General features: G+C 61.2%; 16 protein-coding genes. 6 read left to right on the forward strand and 10 right to left on the reverse strand.

Translation table 11 applies throughout. The features are described from left to right. Nucleotides 1–36 precede the first annotated feature (36 nt). Entirely contained in the window at nt 37–1,005 is a 969-nt protein-coding gene (locus EFB14_RS30270; protein WP_126830345.1) for a LysR family transcriptional regulator, read from the forward strand. 39 nt (nt 1,006–1,044) lie between these two features. On the opposite strand, the gene EFB14_RS30275 is transcribed toward EFB14_RS30270, so the two are convergent. Continuing rightward, the gene (locus tag EFB14_RS30275; protein WP_126830347.1) at nt 1,045–3,033 is read right to left on the reverse strand and encodes a bifunctional 2',3'-cyclic-nucleotide 2'-phosphodiesterase/3'-nucleotidase; all 1,989 of its coding nucleotides are present in this window, start codon (nt 3,031–3,033) and stop codon (nt 1,045–1,047) included. A gap of 174 nt (nt 3,034–3,207) precedes the next feature. Here EFB14_RS30275 and EFB14_RS30280 point away from each other — a divergent pair, with 174 nt between their 5' ends. Further along, complete coding sequence (locus tag EFB14_RS30280) at nt 3,208–3,930, forward strand: hypothetical protein (RefSeq protein ID WP_126830349.1); 723 nt, start codon at nt 3,208–3,210, stop codon at nt 3,928–3,930. Here EFB14_RS30280 and EFB14_RS30285 read toward each other — a convergent pair. The 3 genes from EFB14_RS30285 to EFB14_RS30295 all read right to left on the reverse strand — a co-directional run bounded on the left by EFB14_RS30285 (nt 3,900) and on the right by EFB14_RS30295 (nt 5,809). Then, the gene (locus EFB14_RS30285) at nt 3,900–4,304 is read right to left on the reverse strand and encodes a PilZ domain-containing protein (protein ID WP_126830351.1); all 405 of its coding nucleotides are present in this window, start codon (nt 4,302–4,304) and stop codon (nt 3,900–3,902) included. The two genes, EFB14_RS30280 and EFB14_RS30285, sit on opposite strands and share 31 nt — an antisense overlap. Before the next feature lie 86 nt (nt 4,305–4,390). Further along, nucleotides 4,391–5,275 carry a DMT family transporter gene (locus EFB14_RS30290; RefSeq protein ID WP_126830353.1) on the reverse strand — a complete coding sequence of 295 codons (885 nt, stop codon included), beginning with the start codon at nt 5,273–5,275 and terminating at the stop codon, nt 4,391–4,393. Nucleotides 5,276–5,347: 72 nt separating this feature from the next. Further along, nucleotides 5,348–5,809 carry an Lrp/AsnC family transcriptional regulator gene (locus EFB14_RS30295; protein ID WP_003587050.1) on the reverse strand — a complete coding sequence of 154 codons (462 nt, stop codon included), beginning with the start codon at nt 5,807–5,809 and terminating at the stop codon, nt 5,348–5,350. 156 nt (nt 5,810–5,965) lie between these two features. Here EFB14_RS30295 and ald point away from each other — a divergent pair, with 156 nt between their 5' ends. Continuing rightward, a complete protein-coding gene (gene ald, locus EFB14_RS30300) occupies nt 5,966–7,084 on the forward strand; it encodes an alanine dehydrogenase (RefSeq protein WP_126830409.1) in 1,119 nt (372 codons plus the stop codon). A gap of 16 nt (nt 7,085–7,100) precedes the next feature. On the opposite strand, the gene EFB14_RS30305 is transcribed toward ald, so the two are convergent. After that, nucleotides 7,101–7,604 (reverse strand): DUF1203 domain-containing protein, encoded by a 504-nt coding sequence (locus EFB14_RS30305; RefSeq protein ID WP_126830355.1) that lies wholly within the window; start codon nt 7,602–7,604, stop codon nt 7,101–7,103. A 93-nt stretch (nt 7,605–7,697) separates the two neighbouring features. On the opposite strand from EFB14_RS30305, the gene EFB14_RS33135 reads away from it, so the two are divergent. Next, complete coding sequence (locus tag EFB14_RS33135) at nt 7,698–7,865, forward strand: hypothetical protein (RefSeq protein WP_164735956.1); 168 nt, start codon at nt 7,698–7,700, stop codon at nt 7,863–7,865. Nucleotides 7,866–7,894: 29 nt separating this feature from the next. Here the strand turns inward: EFB14_RS33135 and EFB14_RS30310 are convergent, their stop codons facing one another. The 4 genes from EFB14_RS30310 to EFB14_RS30325 are packed head-to-tail and all read right to left on the reverse strand — an operon-like array spanning nt 7,895 to nt 11,130. Beyond that, a complete protein-coding gene (locus tag EFB14_RS30310; protein ID WP_125845032.1) occupies nt 7,895–8,455 on the reverse strand; it encodes a GNAT family N-acetyltransferase in 561 nt (186 codons plus the stop codon). Nucleotides 8,456–8,460: 5 nt separating this feature from the next. Then, complete coding sequence (gene sseA, locus EFB14_RS30315; RefSeq protein WP_126830357.1) at nt 8,461–9,330, reverse strand: 3-mercaptopyruvate sulfurtransferase; 870 nt, start codon at nt 9,328–9,330, stop codon at nt 8,461–8,463. An 18-nt stretch (nt 9,331–9,348) separates the two neighbouring features. Next, the gene (locus tag EFB14_RS30320) at nt 9,349–10,086 is read right to left on the reverse strand and encodes an alanyl-tRNA editing protein (protein ID WP_126830359.1); all 738 of its coding nucleotides are present in this window, start codon (nt 10,084–10,086) and stop codon (nt 9,349–9,351) included. A 6-nt stretch (nt 10,087–10,092) separates the two neighbouring features. Continuing rightward, a complete protein-coding gene (locus EFB14_RS30325; RefSeq protein WP_126830361.1) occupies nt 10,093–11,130 on the reverse strand; it encodes a cysteine synthase A in 1,038 nt (345 codons plus the stop codon). A gap of 215 nt (nt 11,131–11,345) precedes the next feature. Here EFB14_RS30325 and EFB14_RS30330 point away from each other — a divergent pair, with 215 nt between their 5' ends. After that, nucleotides 11,346–12,002: a ChrR family anti-sigma-E factor gene (locus EFB14_RS30330; protein WP_183605227.1), complete on the forward strand. Its 657-nt coding sequence runs from the start codon at nt 11,346–11,348 to the stop codon at nt 12,000–12,002. A gap of 98 nt (nt 12,003–12,100) precedes the next feature. After that, nucleotides 12,101–12,934 carry an SDR family NAD(P)-dependent oxidoreductase gene (locus EFB14_RS30335; protein WP_126830363.1) on the forward strand — a complete coding sequence of 278 codons (834 nt, stop codon included), beginning with the start codon at nt 12,101–12,103 and terminating at the stop codon, nt 12,932–12,934. Here the strand turns inward: EFB14_RS30335 and EFB14_RS30340 are convergent, their stop codons facing one another. Beyond that, nucleotides 12,935–14,194 (reverse strand): SAM-dependent methyltransferase, encoded by a 1,260-nt coding sequence (locus tag EFB14_RS30340; RefSeq protein ID WP_126830365.1) that lies wholly within the window; start codon nt 14,192–14,194, stop codon nt 12,935–12,937. Nucleotides 14,195–14,210: the final 16 nt, after the last annotated feature.

Here is a 14,210-nt window from a genome sequence, read left to right on the forward strand (position 1 = left end):
AATGTCGATCGAAATTATCGATGGAATGGATGATAGATGCTTCCGAACCCGACTCTGGACCAATTGCAAGTGTTTCTGACTGTTGCCGAGACCGGCAGTTTCTCGGCCGCTTCGCGGGTGCTGAACCGTGCGCAATCGGTTGTCAGCTACACGATCGCCAATCTGGAGGCACAGCTCGAAGTGCCGCTTTTCGAGCGCTCCGGTGCGCGCCAGCCGAAGCTGACGGAAGCGGGCAGGGCGATGCTGGAGGATGCGCGCCGCATTTTGGGCGACCTGCAGGTCATGCGGGCACGCGTCAAGAGCCTGAAGGAAGGGCTCGAAGCGGAGGTTTCCGTCGCCATCAGCGTCATGGTCCCTTCGCAGGCGGTGGTGGACGTTCTGCGGGAGTTCCGCGATATGTTCCCGTCCGTTTCGTTGAACCTCTACGTCGGCGAACTCGGAATGGTCATGGATCTTGTGCTGAGTGGTAAGGCGACGATCGGGATCGGCGGCGCGGTCCTGAGACAGGACGATTCGGTCGTCACCGAGCGGATCGGCCATTCCTTCATGTTACCCGTTGCCGCGCGCAACCATCCGCTTGCCGCGCTCGAGCGGCCGCTCATGCTCGGCGACGTGCGCGAGGAAGTGCAACTCGTCGTGACCGATGCCTCGGGCCTGACGAAGGGGCGCGATTTCAACGTTCTGTCCTACAAGACATGGCGCGTCAGCGATATTGCGACGAAGCATCAGCTCATCAAAGCCGGCCTTGGCTGGGGCGGCCTTCCCGCTTCGCTCATCCGTGACGATCTCGTGAGCGGCGCTCTCGTTCATCTCGATTTGGAGGCCTACGAACAGGGAGAGTATGGCATCTATTCGATGCGCCGGCTTGCCAACCCACCCGGGCCTGCCGCCGCCTGGATGATCGACGCGTTCCGCACCAGGCTTTCCGCCTGTCCGAACCAGGCCGATTTCCATGCGCGGATCGCGGAGCTGCACGAACCCGGTATGCCGCTTGCGGCGGAATAAGGCAGGCGCGGATACCGCGCCCGCCTGAATTTCCTCGGTTTACAGAACCAGCCTGAATTTTGAGAAGCCGTCGGCCCCTTCGCCGGCTTCCTCGATCTTGACGCTCTTGACCGCAGCAAGGAACTGCTTTGCCTTCGGGCCGCTTTCGAAAGTCGCCGTCGTGCCCGGCAGCGGCTTGAAGGTCCAGTTTGCGTCGGCCGACGGATTGATCGTGCCCTGATCGTGGACATAGCGCACGATCACGTCGCGGTTGGTGTCCGGCGCCTGGAAGATCACCTTGTCCGCGGCAATTTCCGGGAAATTGCCGCCGCCGCCGGCGCGGTAATTGTTGGTGACGACAACGAATTTCTGGGTGGGATCGATTGGTTTGCCGCCGAAAGCCAGATTCTGGATGCGGTTCGACGTCGGATTGATCGGCTTGCCGTCATTGTCATATTTGCGCGGCTGCGACAGGTCGATCTGGTAGGTGACGCCGTCGATGACGTCGAAATTGTAGGACGGAAAATCGTTGTTGAGCAGCGCGGCGTCCTTGGCGCCAGCCTCCACCTGGTTGAACATGCCGGCCGACATTTCCAACCAGTTCTTCACCTGCTCGCCGGTAATGACGACGGCCTGCACGGTGTTCGGATAGAGGTAGAGATCGGCGACGTTCTTGATGGCGATATCGCCGGCCGGAACGTCGGTATAATATTCCGCACCACCGCGCCCACCGGCCTTGAAGGGAGCTGCGGCCGAAAGCACTGGCAGATCCTTGTACTTGGTGTCGGCGAGCATCTGCTTGATGTACCAGGTCTGGGCTTGGCTGACGATCTGCACGGAAGGATCGTCGGCGACGAGTGCGAAGTAGGAGTAGAGCGGCGCGGACGTCTTGCCGACGGGCGTGCGGACATAGGCAAGCGTCGCCTCGTGCTCGGCCTTGGCGGCTTCAACCACCTCTTTCTTGTCGGCGTAGTCGGCAACCACCTTCTTCTTGTCGTCGCGATGATAGATCGGCCGCGCTTCCGAGGTAAAGTCGACGATCTTCCAGCTGCTGCCGTCCTTTTCCAGGAGCAGGTCGATAAGGCCGAGATGCGAGCCCCAGAAGCCGGCCATCACGGCCGGTTTGCCGTGCAGCGTGCCCTTGACCGGATCGGCATTGGCAATGCCGTCCCAGCTCTTCGGTCCGGGGAAGACGAGATGCTGGTGGCCGGTGAAGATCGCATCGATCCCGTCGACCGCGGCAAGGTGCAGCGAGGCGTTTTCCATCTTTTCGGAGGGTGCTGCGCCGTCGATGCCGGAATGGGAGAGAGCGATGACGATATCGGCGCCGGCTTCCTTCATGGCGGGAACCCAGGCCTTGGCGGCCTCGACGATGTCGCGCGTCTGCGCCTTGCCTTCGAGATTCTTGATATCCCAGAGCATGATCTGCGGCGGCACGAAGCCGATGAAACCGATCTTGACGGGGCTCTCATTGCCGGCGCCGTCCTTGATCTGTTTTTCCAAGATGACGTAGGGCTTGAAGAAGAGGTCGTCCTGCTTGGGGTTCGAGGCGAGCTGGCCCTTGGTCAGATTGGCGCAAACAAAGGGGAAGTTGGCGCCGGACAGCACCTTGAACATGAAGTCGAGGCCGTAATTGAACTCGTGATTGCCGAGCGTGCCGACCGAATAGCCGAGCGTGTTCATCGCCTTGATGACGGGATGGACGTCGCCGTCCTTCATACCGTGCTGGTAGGCCATGTAGTCGCCCATCGGATTGCCCTGCAGCACGTCACCATTGTCGATCAGCAGCGAGTTGACGGCTTCCGCGCGGATATTGTCGATGATCGTCCCGGTGCGCGCGAGGCCCATCGTATCGTTCGGCTTGTCGGCATAATAGTCATAAGGGAAGACGTTGACATGAATGTCCGTCGTTTCCATCAGCCGGAGATGCGCCTGGTTGGCGCTGGCGCGCGCGCTGAATGGGTGCAGCAGCACCAGGGCGGAGGTGGCGGCGAGGCCGCCAAGAAGCGAACGGCGGCTCATGACACCAACGTCGAAAATGGAAGACATGGAAACTTCTCCTTCAAAGATCTGCATCGTCCGGCACGTCAGAATTAGGACGATTTGGCGAGGAGTACACTGCGAAAATGACAGAACGGCAAAACAATCGACCGGCGAGGCGATGTGGTCTTGAAATGCAATTTATGGTACAGTCCTCCCGCTGAAATCCAGGGGGACGGGATCATGAACAGGGTCGTTATCGCTGCGGTTGGAGGTTTCGGGGGCACCGCGCCCAGTCTGGTTGATAAGGCGCAGGCGCTTTACAGCGGCGATGTCGAGAAATGGCTGACGACGACGGCAAATCCTTGGATTTCTGTTGCCTGCGCGCTCGGCGCCATTTCGGTCTTTTTTGTTATCGGCGCCGCGATCGCGCTGATCTACCGCGAGCAGCAGCTGCAGAAGGCGCTTCTTCTCGGCATCGGCGCTCCGGCTCTCATCATGGCTGCGGCGCAAGGCAGTTCAGTTAACCCGAAGCCGATCGAGATCACTCCATCCGCCAGCCTGTTTTCCATCGTCGGCGCGGCTTACGCACAGGATGGCGATCGCTCGCTGCCGCCCCGTGTCGAACTGAAGGTCAACCCCGGCTGGACGCAGGGCGAATGCCAGACCTGCGATATCAAATTCCTGAGCGGTGACGGCCAGATCATATCAAGCGAGCCCCTTTCAGCGAACGCGGCGCCTGGCGCCGTCAACGTGCCCCTGGGGACGGAGACGATCGTGCTGTCCGGCGCCAACGCCAACAGCGCCGCCATCGACGTCAGGAGCCTCGGCGCCAAGCTGCCGCAGACCCAAGGCCCGGTCACTCTCGATGTCAACGTCAACCGCAGCTACTGGAACGATCTCAGCCGCTCCTTCGGCGCAAAGGCGGTGCAGCCTTACGATTTCAGCGTCGACGTCGCCAGGTGAGGCGTGCGCTCGACGCTGGCCGTTGGTCGCACCAAATGGCGGACCGCCAGGACCGGCCGTATTTCCTTATGGAAAAAGCGGAAATAGGAGGAGACCTGCGCTCGCGCATTCGAATTGATGTCGAACTGGATGCCGACGCGGCCGTTATGTTTCCAGCGGATGATGCCTTCGAGCATTCCGAGGTTCTCCGCTTCGATCCGCACCTTGCTGCCGGAGGCGGCGTGGACCGGTCCCTTGGTTTCCAGGGCGGCGCCTGTTGCCGACAGGTTGAGAATGCGGACAGCCACCTCGCTGTTCAGATATTTCATATTGCCGAAGACACGGCAGTTTTGCCGGTCGGCCTTTCGGGCCGTAATTTTCAGGTTGCGGGTCATACTGTCTCCCTTGGACATCGCCGGGACAGCATAACGGCTGAAAATTGAAATGGTTTTAGGGGCTTGGCTAAAATTGCAGTGAAACGTCAGTTGGTGGCGGCGGCGATTCTGCGTCCCACCACATGCTCGCGCCAGACTGTGAAGATGCCGGCGGCGACCACGATCGCCGAGCCGATGATCATGTTGAGACTGAGCGTTTCACCATAGATCGTCACGCCGATGATCGAGGCATAGACGAGCGACAGATAGGTCAGCGGCTGGACGGCGGCGGCATCGAGAAGATCATAGGCGCGGATCAGGAAATAATGGCTGGAAATGCTAGTCATGCAGACGACCGCCATCCATCCCCAGTCGCCCGCCGACATCCAGCTCCAGTAGAAAGGCCCGATGGTAGTCATGATGATGGCGCCGACGACGCCGGTATAGAAGAAGCTGGTCATCGACGAATCGTCGCGGCTGACAAGACGGGTGGCGATAACATAGAAGGCGAAGTTGAAGCAGGAAATGATGGCGAGAAGCAGCTTCACGTCGAAAAACTCGCCTTCTGGCTTCAGGATCAGCAGTACTCCGAAAAGTCCGGCGCCGATTGCTGCCCATCGCCGCCACCCGACCCGCTCGCCGAGGATCGGCATCGCTAGCAGCGCGATGAGGATCGGCGTCGCGGAAAAGATCGCCTGTGAACGGGCAAGCCCGATTATCGCAAAACAGGTGATGGCCAGAACCACCTGGATCGCAAGCAGGACGCCGCGCGTCACCTGGAGGAAGGGGCGTTTGGTGCGAGCCGTCGCCTTGAGGCCGCCGCGCATCTTCGAAGCGAGAAGGACTGTGAAAATCGCGAAGGCCCAGTAGCGGATCATCGTTACGAAGATCGGCGGATAGGTCGATGCCAGATGTTTCGAGATCGCGTCCTGCAAAGAGAAAATGGTGATCGCCAGCAGAGCGAAAATATAGCCTTGGGTCTTCGATGTCATGACGTGCCAGTAAGCGGGAAACGCCCGCGCGCGCCGAAAGTCTGGGCAGGCTTTCCTAGAATATGCAAGGTCTCAAAGCCCGACATTCGGCCTGTCGATGATTTCCCTGAGCGCGAAGCTGGAATTGATCTTGACCACATGGGGAAGGGCCGACAGCCAGTCGCGGTGAATGCGCTCATAATCCTCGAGGTCGCGGGCGGCGACCCGCAGAATGTAGTCGTATTCGCCTGACATCAGATAGCAGACGAGCACGTTCGGGCAGAGCTTCACCGCCGCCTCGAATTCTGCCAGCGTCTTGGCAAACTGGCCGGAGAGCGAAATATGCACGATGGCGATCATCTTGTAGTCGAGCGCCTTGTGCGAAAGCCGTGCATGATAACCGCCGATGACGCCGCTTCGCTCCAGGATGTCGAGCCGGCGCGAACAGGCCGACGGCGAAAGCCCGATCTTTTCGGCGAGCTCGGCGTTGGTGATGCGGGCATTGGCCTGCAGCACCTTCAGAATCGCAAGATCGATGGTATCGAGATCGGCCATTCGAAGAACTTTCGAAAAATAGTAGAGATGGCGCAATAATCGCCGAAAAAACGCATCCGCGCAAATCGTCTTTGCAAGGACATTTCGCAGCCTTGGTGGTTGGATTCATCGTCTGAGGAGATCCGCGACCGCGGAGACAAAATGAGAGGAACGCGAATGCGTGTCGGTTGCCCGAAGGAAATCAAGAACCATGAATATCGTGTCGGCCTGACGCCGGCTTCGGTTCGTGAATATGTCGCCCATGGTCATGAGATCTGGGTGGAAACCAAGGCGGGCGCCGGCATCGGCGCCGATGATGCCGCCTATGCCGCGGCTGGCGCAAAGATCGCCGCTTCCGCCAAGGATATCTTCGAAAAGTGCGACATGATCGTCAAGGTCAAGGAGCCGCAGCCATCCGAATGGGTGCAGCTCCGCGACGGCCAGCTTCTCTATACCTATCTGCATCTGGCCCCCGATCCCGAGCAGACCAAGGGTCTCATCGCCTCCGGCGTCACCGCGATCGCATATGAGACGGTGACCGACGATCGCGGCGGCCTGCCGCTGCTGGCGCCGATGTCGGAAGTCGCAGGACGCCTGTCGATCCAGGCGGGAGCGACCGCGCTGCAGAAGGCCAATGGCGGCCTCGGCGTCCTGCTCGGCGGCGTGCCCGGCGTATTGCCGGCCAAGGTGGCCGTCATCGGCGGCGGCGTCGTCGGCCTGCATGCGGCCAGGATGGCTGCCGGCCTCGGCGCCGATGTCAGCATCCTCGACAGGTCGCTGCCGCGCCTGCGCCAGCTCGACGATATCTTCGCAGGCCGCGTCCATACCCGCTATTCCAGCATCCAGGCGCTGGAGGAGGAGGTCTTTTCGGCCGATCTCATCATCGGCGCCGTGCTGATCCCCGGCGCTGCCGCTCCGAAGCTTGTTACCCGCGAGATGCTTTCCGGCATGAAGAAGGGTGCCGTCATCGTTGACGTTGCCATCGACCAGGGCGGCTGCTTCGAGACCTCCCATGCGACGACTCATTCCGATCCGACCTATGAGGTCGACGGCGTCGTGCATTATTGCGTCGCCAACATGCCGGGCGCAGTCCCGGTCACCTCGGCGCACGCGCTGAACAATGCCACGCTGGTCCATGGTCTCGCGCTTGCCGATCGCGGCCTGCGTGCCATCGCCGAAGACAAACATCTGAGAAACGGTCTCAACGTGCATAAGGGCCGCATCACCAGCAAGCCGGTCGCCGAGGCGCTCGGCTACGAGGCCTTCGCGCCCGAGAGCGTACTCAACGTAGCGTAAGCTTCCTGACTCTAGGTCAGGCGTCGGTCTCCGCAAGGGCCGGCGCCTTTACCTTGTCGATCCGGCACTGGAAGCAGTTGTTGCGCGCCGAACGCACATGCACATAGGCGATATCGGGCCGCGCCAGCAGCTTCTCGCTATAGGACGCAATCTCGCCGATAAGGGTCACTGCGCCGGTGCCATAGACGATCCGGTTGTCCTCATTGTAGCCGCGGAGAATGAAGTCCGGACTGGTTGTCAGCACCGGCGGCAGGATCTCTTCGGCGGCATAGCGCCGGCAAGGCTGCTTGTGCAGGAAGATCGGTCCGGTTTCGGCATAGGGCTGCAATTCCGGGAAGGGCCGATAAGCGAAGACCAGCAGTTCTTCGCCCTCATCGATATTATCGAGGCAATGGCGGCAGGGATGACCCGGGCCATCGGACACCATAATCTCGGGAAGCCGGTCATAGGCGTCGCGTCCACCGTTCCAGAGGTGTCCGGCATCGGTGGTCGGCATGGCGACAAAACGTAAGGTGGTCATGGCAAATCTCCTTTGTGATTGCCATGAAATGTACCCGGATCATCGTGTAAGCCACCCGTTTCTTGCGAAGCTGCAAAGCAAAAGGAGAAGCCCTTGGCCGACGTCGATCTCGCGCTGCTGGCGCAACAGAACGCAGAGATACTGGAAGAACTCAGGGCGCTACGCCGGGAAGTGGCCGAACTGAAGGAGCAGTCGGGCCGCACGCTCGATTTCGAGCGCCGCAACGATCCGCGCCGCCCGAACAGCCTGACGCAGCGTTAGTTACCTCCAACTACGTCGGACGGCAGTCGTCAGCTTTTCCGCGCCATCTCCAGAAGCTCCTTGTCGCTGAGCGGACGGACGATGCCAGTGCCTGTGGACACCGGGGAGAAGCCGAACATCTGGTAGAGCTGCAGCGCGCGCGGATGGTCGAGATTGTTGGTGGTGGTGGTAACGCGCTTCGGGTTGAGGGACCAGATGGCGTAAAGCGCCTGCAGCATGAACCATTTGCCGATGCCGAGGCCAAGCGCATGTTCGATCAAGCCGAAATGGCTAAGCTCGATCGTATCCTCGTCCCCGCAGAAATATTCGTAGAAGCCGGCCGGAGCGCCGTTCACATAGAGGACGCTGATATTGTTGCGCTTGTCGTTCAGCATTTCGGCAAGCTGCTCGTCGCCCATGCGCAGGCGGTCCACCCATTGCCAGCGCGCACCCACCTGCCGGTAGAGGTAGCGGTAGAAGGGCAGCGGTATGCCGGGAGCGCGCATAATCGCCGTCTGAATATTGACAGGCACCGGCAGGCTCGCCTTCGGCGGCGCCGTCATTTCGAGCCGGGTGATGTGGGCCTTGAGCGAAGCGGGCGTTTTCCCCATGGCGATCAGGCTTTATCAGGCGTCGGCGGGCCGGTAACGACGGGCGTATCCTCGCGGCTGCCCCATTCGCTCCACGAGCCGTCGTAAAGCTTGTTGTCGTGATGACCGAGCGATTCCAGCGCCAGCGTGATGATCGCGGCGGTAATTCCGGAACCGCAGGAGGTCACGACGGGCTTCGAAAGATCGATACCGGCATCCTCGATCGTCTGCTTGAGTTCAGGCAGCGACTTCAAGCGGCCCTGGTTGGCGAAGACGCCGGAGGGCAGGCTGCGGGCACCGGGCATATGGCCGGAGCGCATGCCGGGGCGCGGCTCGGGCTCGGCGGCGGCGAAGCGGCCGGCGCTGCGGGCATCGGCGATCTGCATTGCGCCGCTCGAAACGATGTCGCGCATCGCAGGAAGCGTCACCACGCGGCTTTCGTCGAAATTCGGCGTGAAGGTTGCCGGCGCATGGCTGGGTGCTGTGGTTTCGAGCGGACGGCCCTCGGCCTTCCAGCCGTCGAGACCGCCGTCGAGGACGAAGACGTTCTTCGCGCCCATGACCCGGAACAGCCACCAGACGCGCGGTGAGGCGAAGACGCCGATGCCGTCATAGACGACGATGCGATCATTTTCGCTGATGCCAAGCTTGCCGGCTTCAGTGGCGAAATAATCGGGCGAGGGGATGGTATGCGGCAGCGACGTCGAATGGTCGGCGATCTTGTCCTGGTCGAAGCGGATGGCGCCGGGAATATGGCCGGCCGCATATTCGGCGTCGGCGTCGCGTTTCTGCGCCGGCAGATAGAAAGAGGCATCCAGAACCCGCAGGTCCGGTTTCCCGAGTTCGGCCTGCAGCCAGTCGGCCGAAACGACGAAACGGCTCTTGGTCTCACTCATGATGGTCTCCCTTGATGGTCAGGCTTCGTCGCCGGGCGTGCCGAAGCGGATGCGGAAACGCCGGTTCTCCTTGCCCTTCTTCTCAATCTTGGCGATATGGATTCGGCCGACTTCCTGCGTCTCGGAAACATGTGTGCCGCCGCAGGGCTGGCTGTCAATCGAGGAGTTCTCGCCGATGCAGACGAGGCTGACGCGCCCGAGCCCCATCGGCGGGCGCACGTTCTTCGATTTGACGATATCCGGGTTGGCGACAAGCTCCTCGTCAGTGATCCATTGCAGATAGACCCGATGATTTTGATCCACCAGTTCCATCAGCTTTGATGTCACCTCGTCCTTGTCGATCGTCTCGCTCATGTCGAAATCGACGCGGCTTTCCTCTTCGCCGACGGCTGCCCCGGTGATTGGATAGGAGCAGACGACGGAAAGAAGGTGGCAGGCCGTGTGCATGCGCATCAGCCTGTAGCGGCGCGGCCAGTCGACATGCAGCACCAGCGTCTCGCCGATTTGCGGCCGTGGTGCGCCGTCGAGCGGCACATGGATGATAATGTCCTTGCTCGCGCCGTGCTTGGTCTGACCCAGTGCAATCTTGGTGCCGTCGGCGCGTTCAAGCTCGCCGGTATCGCCCGGCTGGCCGCCTGACGTTGCGTAAAAGCAGGTCTGGTCCAGTTCGATGCCCCCGTCCTCGTGAACGGCTGTGACAACCGCCTCGCAGGTCGAGAGGTAGAAGTCGTCACGGTAGAGGGCATTGACGGGCATGGGGGCTCACGCGGGTTCGTAGGGAACGTCTATCTCGGGCGATTTGCCCATCCAGCCGGGAACGGGCAGCCCTTTCGACGCCAGGAAATCCGGGTTGAAGAGCTTCGACTGATAGCGATTGCCATAGTCGCAGAGGATCGTCACCACCGTATGGCCGGGTCCGAGATCCCTGGCGAGCTTGACCGCGCCGGCAATATTGATGGCCGTCGAGCCGCCGAGGCACAGGCCCTCATTCTCGACGAGGTCGAAGAGATAGGGAAGCGCTTCGGCATCGGAAACCCGATAGGAGAAGTCTGGCGTGAAACCTTCGAGATTGGCGGTGATGCGGCCCTGGCCAATACCCTCGGTGATCGAGGATCCCTCGGATTTCAGCGTGCCGTTCTGGTAGAACTCGTAGAGAGCGGCGCCGTCGGGATCGGCGATGCCGATCTTGACGTCCGGCTTGAGGGCCTTGAGGCCGGCAGCCACACCCGCCAGCGTGCCGCCGGAGCCGACGGAGCAGATGAAGCCGTCAACCTTGCCGTCTGTGTCTTTCCAGATTTCCGGCGCGGTCGTTTCAATATGCGCCTGGCGGTTGGCGACGTTATCGAACTGGTTTGCCCAGATCGCGCCGTTCGGGTCGGTTTTCGCCAGCTGCTCGGCGAGCCGCCCGGATACCTTCACGTAGTTGTTCGGGTTCTTGTAGGGAACGGCGGGCACTTCGACGAGTTCGGCGCCGAGCAGTTTCAGCGCGTCCTTCTTTTCCTGACTCTGCGTTTCCGGGATGACGATGACGGTGCGGTAGCCGAGCGCCTTGGCGACCAGCGTCAGCCCGATGCCCGTATTGCCGGCCGTGCCTTCGACGATGACGCCGCCCGGGCGAAGCAGTCCCTTCCGCTCGGCGTCGCGGATGATGTAGAGCGCGGCGCGATCCTTCACCGACTGGCCGGGGTTCAGGAACTCCGCCTTGCCGAGAATGGTGCAACCGGTCGCCGCGGAGGCGCCCTTGAGTTTGATCAGTGGCGTATTGCCGATGGCTTCGAGGACGGAGGGATGGAAGGTCATAGAATCTGCCTCTTTCGAACTCTTACTTTAGGAACGGTCTTTTCCCTTCACAAGGCTGTGTTGGCAAGAAATGCTATTCCATGCCCGTGGCGGACGCGATAAAATTTGGCTTTCCATCCCCGAAATGGCGTATGGCCCTCCCTGCCGGGGTGATCCGAAGATTGACTTTCCCCGTACGGATGACGACAAAGCGAAACGGAGCGCGATAACAGGGCGTGACCGAAAGACGGATGGTTCACGAGCATATCGACACAATCGATGCATTGATGGCGCATTACGTCGCCGGCTCCTTGCCCGAGCCGGCGCGCGTACTCGTTCAGTCCCATCTCGAGATGAAACCGGACAATCGCAGCTTTGTGAACGGCCTCGAACTGCTGGCCGGAGAGGCCTTGGAAAACGCGCCCGGCGTTGCCATTGCGGACCGGGAGCAGCGGCTAGAGGCAATTTTCGCCTCCGCGTCTTCTGTCCCGCCGCCGCCCGTCGCGCGCCCGAAACTCACGTTGTTTCCACGGGCATTGCGAGATTTCGTCGGCTTCGAGGTCGAGGATGTGCCCTGGCGCAAGCGGTTGCCGGGCTTCAAGGAATATTCACTCGACATGGACGGTTGCGAGGTCAACCTGATGTGGATCCGTCCGGGCCGCGCCCTGCCGGCCCACACGCACAAAGGCATGGAGCTGATCCTGATCCTTGACGGTGCCTTCAACGATGAACGCGGCCGTTTCGGCCCCGGCGACATCTCCATTGCCGACGAGACGGTCGACCACCGACCGGTTGCCGAAAAGGACAGGCCCTGCATCGCTTTTGCCGTTTCGGATGGGCCGGTCAGGCTCACGGGATCCCTTCGCCAGATGATCGGCGACCTGATCGGCTGAAAGCAGCCACAATGGTGTGATAGAGCCATACATCCGGAGGGATAGAGGGACTTCCGGACCTGTTTTCGTATTGATAGGCAGTTCTGGAGGAACATGTCATGCGTGATTTCATCGCCCGTCCCGAACATGGAATCGTCTGGATCTCGGGCGCGAGTTCCGGCATCGGCCGGGCGCTCGCGTTGAAGCTCGCCGGCGAAGGATACAAGGTCGCCGTCACCGCCAGGAGCCACGAAAAGCTGGTCGAGTTGCAGGCCGAGGCCAGCGGCCTTTCCGGCAGTATTATCGTTCTCGACGGCGACGTCACCGATGCCGAGGACATGGAGCATGTCATGGCCTCCATCGAATATGAGCACGGGACGCTCGCCATGGCGATCCTCAATGCCGGCGTCTATCTGCCGGTCCATGCCGAGGATCTGAACCGCGCCGATTTCGAAAAGAGCTTTGCCGTCAATCTGTCCGGCGTCGTCAACTGCCTGTTGCCGGCGATCAGCCATATGAAGGCCAAAGGTCAGGGGCAGATCGCCATCGTCTCCTCCGTCACCGGCTATGGTGGCCTGCCGACGGGCGCCGCCTACGGCGCCACCAAGGCGGCACTGATCAATATGGCCGAAAGCCTGAAATTCGATCTCGACAAGATGGGTATCCGCATCCAGCTCGTCAGCCCCGGCTTTATCGATACGCCGGCGACGAGGAGGAATGCTTTTCCGATGCCGGCCCTGGTCTCGGCCGAGGACGCAGCCAGGCAGATTGCCGCCGGATTAAAATCGCAGGCCTTCGAGATCAGCTTCCCGAAGCGCTTCACCCTCATGCTGAAGCTGGCGCGGCTGCTTCCCTACGGCGCTTATTTCGCGCTGGTGAACCGCTTGACCGGCTGGCGGGAGCGGCCGTCGACGGCTGGTCACCATCCGGCGACACCGCATCCGGCGGAATGATCAGCTGCGCGAGAACACGACCTGGCGCACATCGATGTTGCGGGCGCGGAAGCCGGCCTCGCAATAGAACAGATAGAATTCCCAGAGCCGCTTGAAGCGCTCGTCGAAGCCCATCGGGCGGATGCGTTCCCAGACCGACCAGAAGCGCTCGCGCCATTCGGCAAGCGTGCGGGCGTAATCGAGCCCGAAGCCGAAATCCCTGACCAGCGACAGATCGACCTTGCCGGCGAGTTCGGCGAGATGATTGCGCGTCGGCAGCATGCCGCCGGGAAAGACATATTTCTGAATGAAGTCGGGATTGCTGCGATACTGGTCGAAGGACTCGTCCTTGATCGTGATGATCTGCAGGCCGGCCTTGCCGCCCGGTTTCAGACATTGCCTGAGCTTGGAGAAATAGGACGGCCAGTATTTCTCGCCGACCGCTTCGAACATCTCGATCGAGACGATCCGGTCGTAGAGCCCTGCTTCGTCGCGATAGTCCTGGAAGCGGAATTCGACGCGGTCGTCGAGGCCTGCCTTGCGGATGCGCTCTTCGGCGAAGGCGAGTTGCTCGCGGCTGATCGTCAGCCCCGTTACCTTGCAGTTCAGCTCGCTTGCGGCGAATTCGGCAAACCCGCCCCAGCCGCAGCCGATCTCCAGCACGTGATCCCCGGGCCGGATGCCGGTCGCCTCGGCGAGCGCGCGGTATTTGGCATTCTGCGCCGATTGCAGGTCGTTGGCCCCGGTCGAATAGAGCGCCGAGGAATAGGTCATGCTCGGATCGAGCCATTGCCTGTAGAAATCATTGCCGAGATCGTAATGGGCGGAGATGTTACGCTTCGAGCCCGTCTTGGTATTGGCGTTCATCCAGTGGCGGATGCGCTCGAAGAGGCGGCCGAGGCCGCCCTTGCCATGCGCATAGCTGAACGCGGCTTCGCCGTTGACGAGGAAAAGTTCGAGGAAGGCGGTGATATCAGGGCTGTCCCAGTCGCCGTCCATATAGGTTTCGGCGACCCCGATCGTGCCGCTCGTCAGCGCCCGGTAGGCGAGGTTCCAGTTGTTGAGGCTGAGCGCCGCTTTCGGCCCGGCTTTCTTGCCCTCGATCAGCAGCCTGCCGCCGTCGGGCAGGGTTACTGCAAGCGAGCCGTGCTGCATGCGCAGAAGCCCGCGCAGCGCCAGTTTCGCCTTGAACGGCAGCCCTTTCACCAGACGGGATATGTTTTCGGCCGTCAGCGTCACCGCGTCGCGGGCCAGCAGATTCCAGTCCTGCGCCTTGCTCATCTTTCCTCCTCCAGCA

Origin of the sequence: Rhizobium fabae (assembly GCF_003985135.1) — a bacterium.
Classification (GTDB): Bacteria; Pseudomonadota; Alphaproteobacteria; order Rhizobiales; family Rhizobiaceae; genus Rhizobium; species Rhizobium pisi.

Excerpts from the sequence above, each read along its gene's own strand:
- EFB14_RS30270 (WP_126830345.1), top strand. The coding sequence starts at position 37 with ATGCTTCCGAACCCGACTCTGGACCAATTGCAAGTGTTTCTGACTGTT.
- EFB14_RS30275 (WP_126830347.1), bottom strand. The coding sequence starts at position 3,033 with ATGTCTTCCATTTTCGACGTTGGTGTCATGAGCCGCCGTTCGCTTCTT.
- EFB14_RS30280 (WP_126830349.1), top strand. The coding sequence starts at position 3,208 with ATGAACAGGGTCGTTATCGCTGCGGTTGGAGGTTTCGGGGGCACCGCG.
- EFB14_RS30285 (WP_126830351.1), bottom strand. The coding sequence starts at position 4,304 with ATGACCCGCAACCTGAAAATTACGGCCCGAAAGGCCGACCGGCAAAAC.
- EFB14_RS30290 (WP_126830353.1), bottom strand. The coding sequence starts at position 5,275 with ATGACATCGAAGACCCAAGGCTATATTTTCGCTCTGCTGGCGATCACC.
- EFB14_RS30295 (WP_003587050.1), bottom strand. The coding sequence starts at position 5,809 with ATGGCCGATCTCGATACCATCGATCTTGCGATTCTGAAGGTGCTGCAG.
- ald (WP_126830409.1), top strand. The coding sequence starts at position 5,966 with ATGCGTGTCGGTTGCCCGAAGGAAATCAAGAACCATGAATATCGTGTC.
- EFB14_RS30305 (WP_126830355.1), bottom strand. The coding sequence starts at position 7,604 with ATGACCACCTTACGTTTTGTCGCCATGCCGACCACCGATGCCGGACAC.
- EFB14_RS30310 (WP_125845032.1), bottom strand. The coding sequence starts at position 8,455 with ATGGGGAAAACGCCCGCTTCGCTCAAGGCCCACATCACCCGGCTCGAA.
- sseA (WP_126830357.1), bottom strand. The coding sequence starts at position 9,330 with ATGAGTGAGACCAAGAGCCGTTTCGTCGTTTCGGCCGACTGGCTGCAG.
- EFB14_RS30320 (WP_126830359.1), bottom strand. The coding sequence starts at position 10,086 with ATGCCCGTCAATGCCCTCTACCGTGACGACTTCTACCTCTCGACCTGC.
- EFB14_RS30325 (WP_126830361.1), bottom strand. The coding sequence starts at position 11,130 with ATGACCTTCCATCCCTCCGTCCTCGAAGCCATCGGCAATACGCCACTG.
- EFB14_RS30335 (WP_126830363.1), top strand. The coding sequence starts at position 12,101 with ATGCGTGATTTCATCGCCCGTCCCGAACATGGAATCGTCTGGATCTCG.
- EFB14_RS30340 (WP_126830365.1), bottom strand. The coding sequence starts at position 14,194 with ATGAGCAAGGCGCAGGACTGGAATCTGCTGGCCCGCGACGCGGTGACG.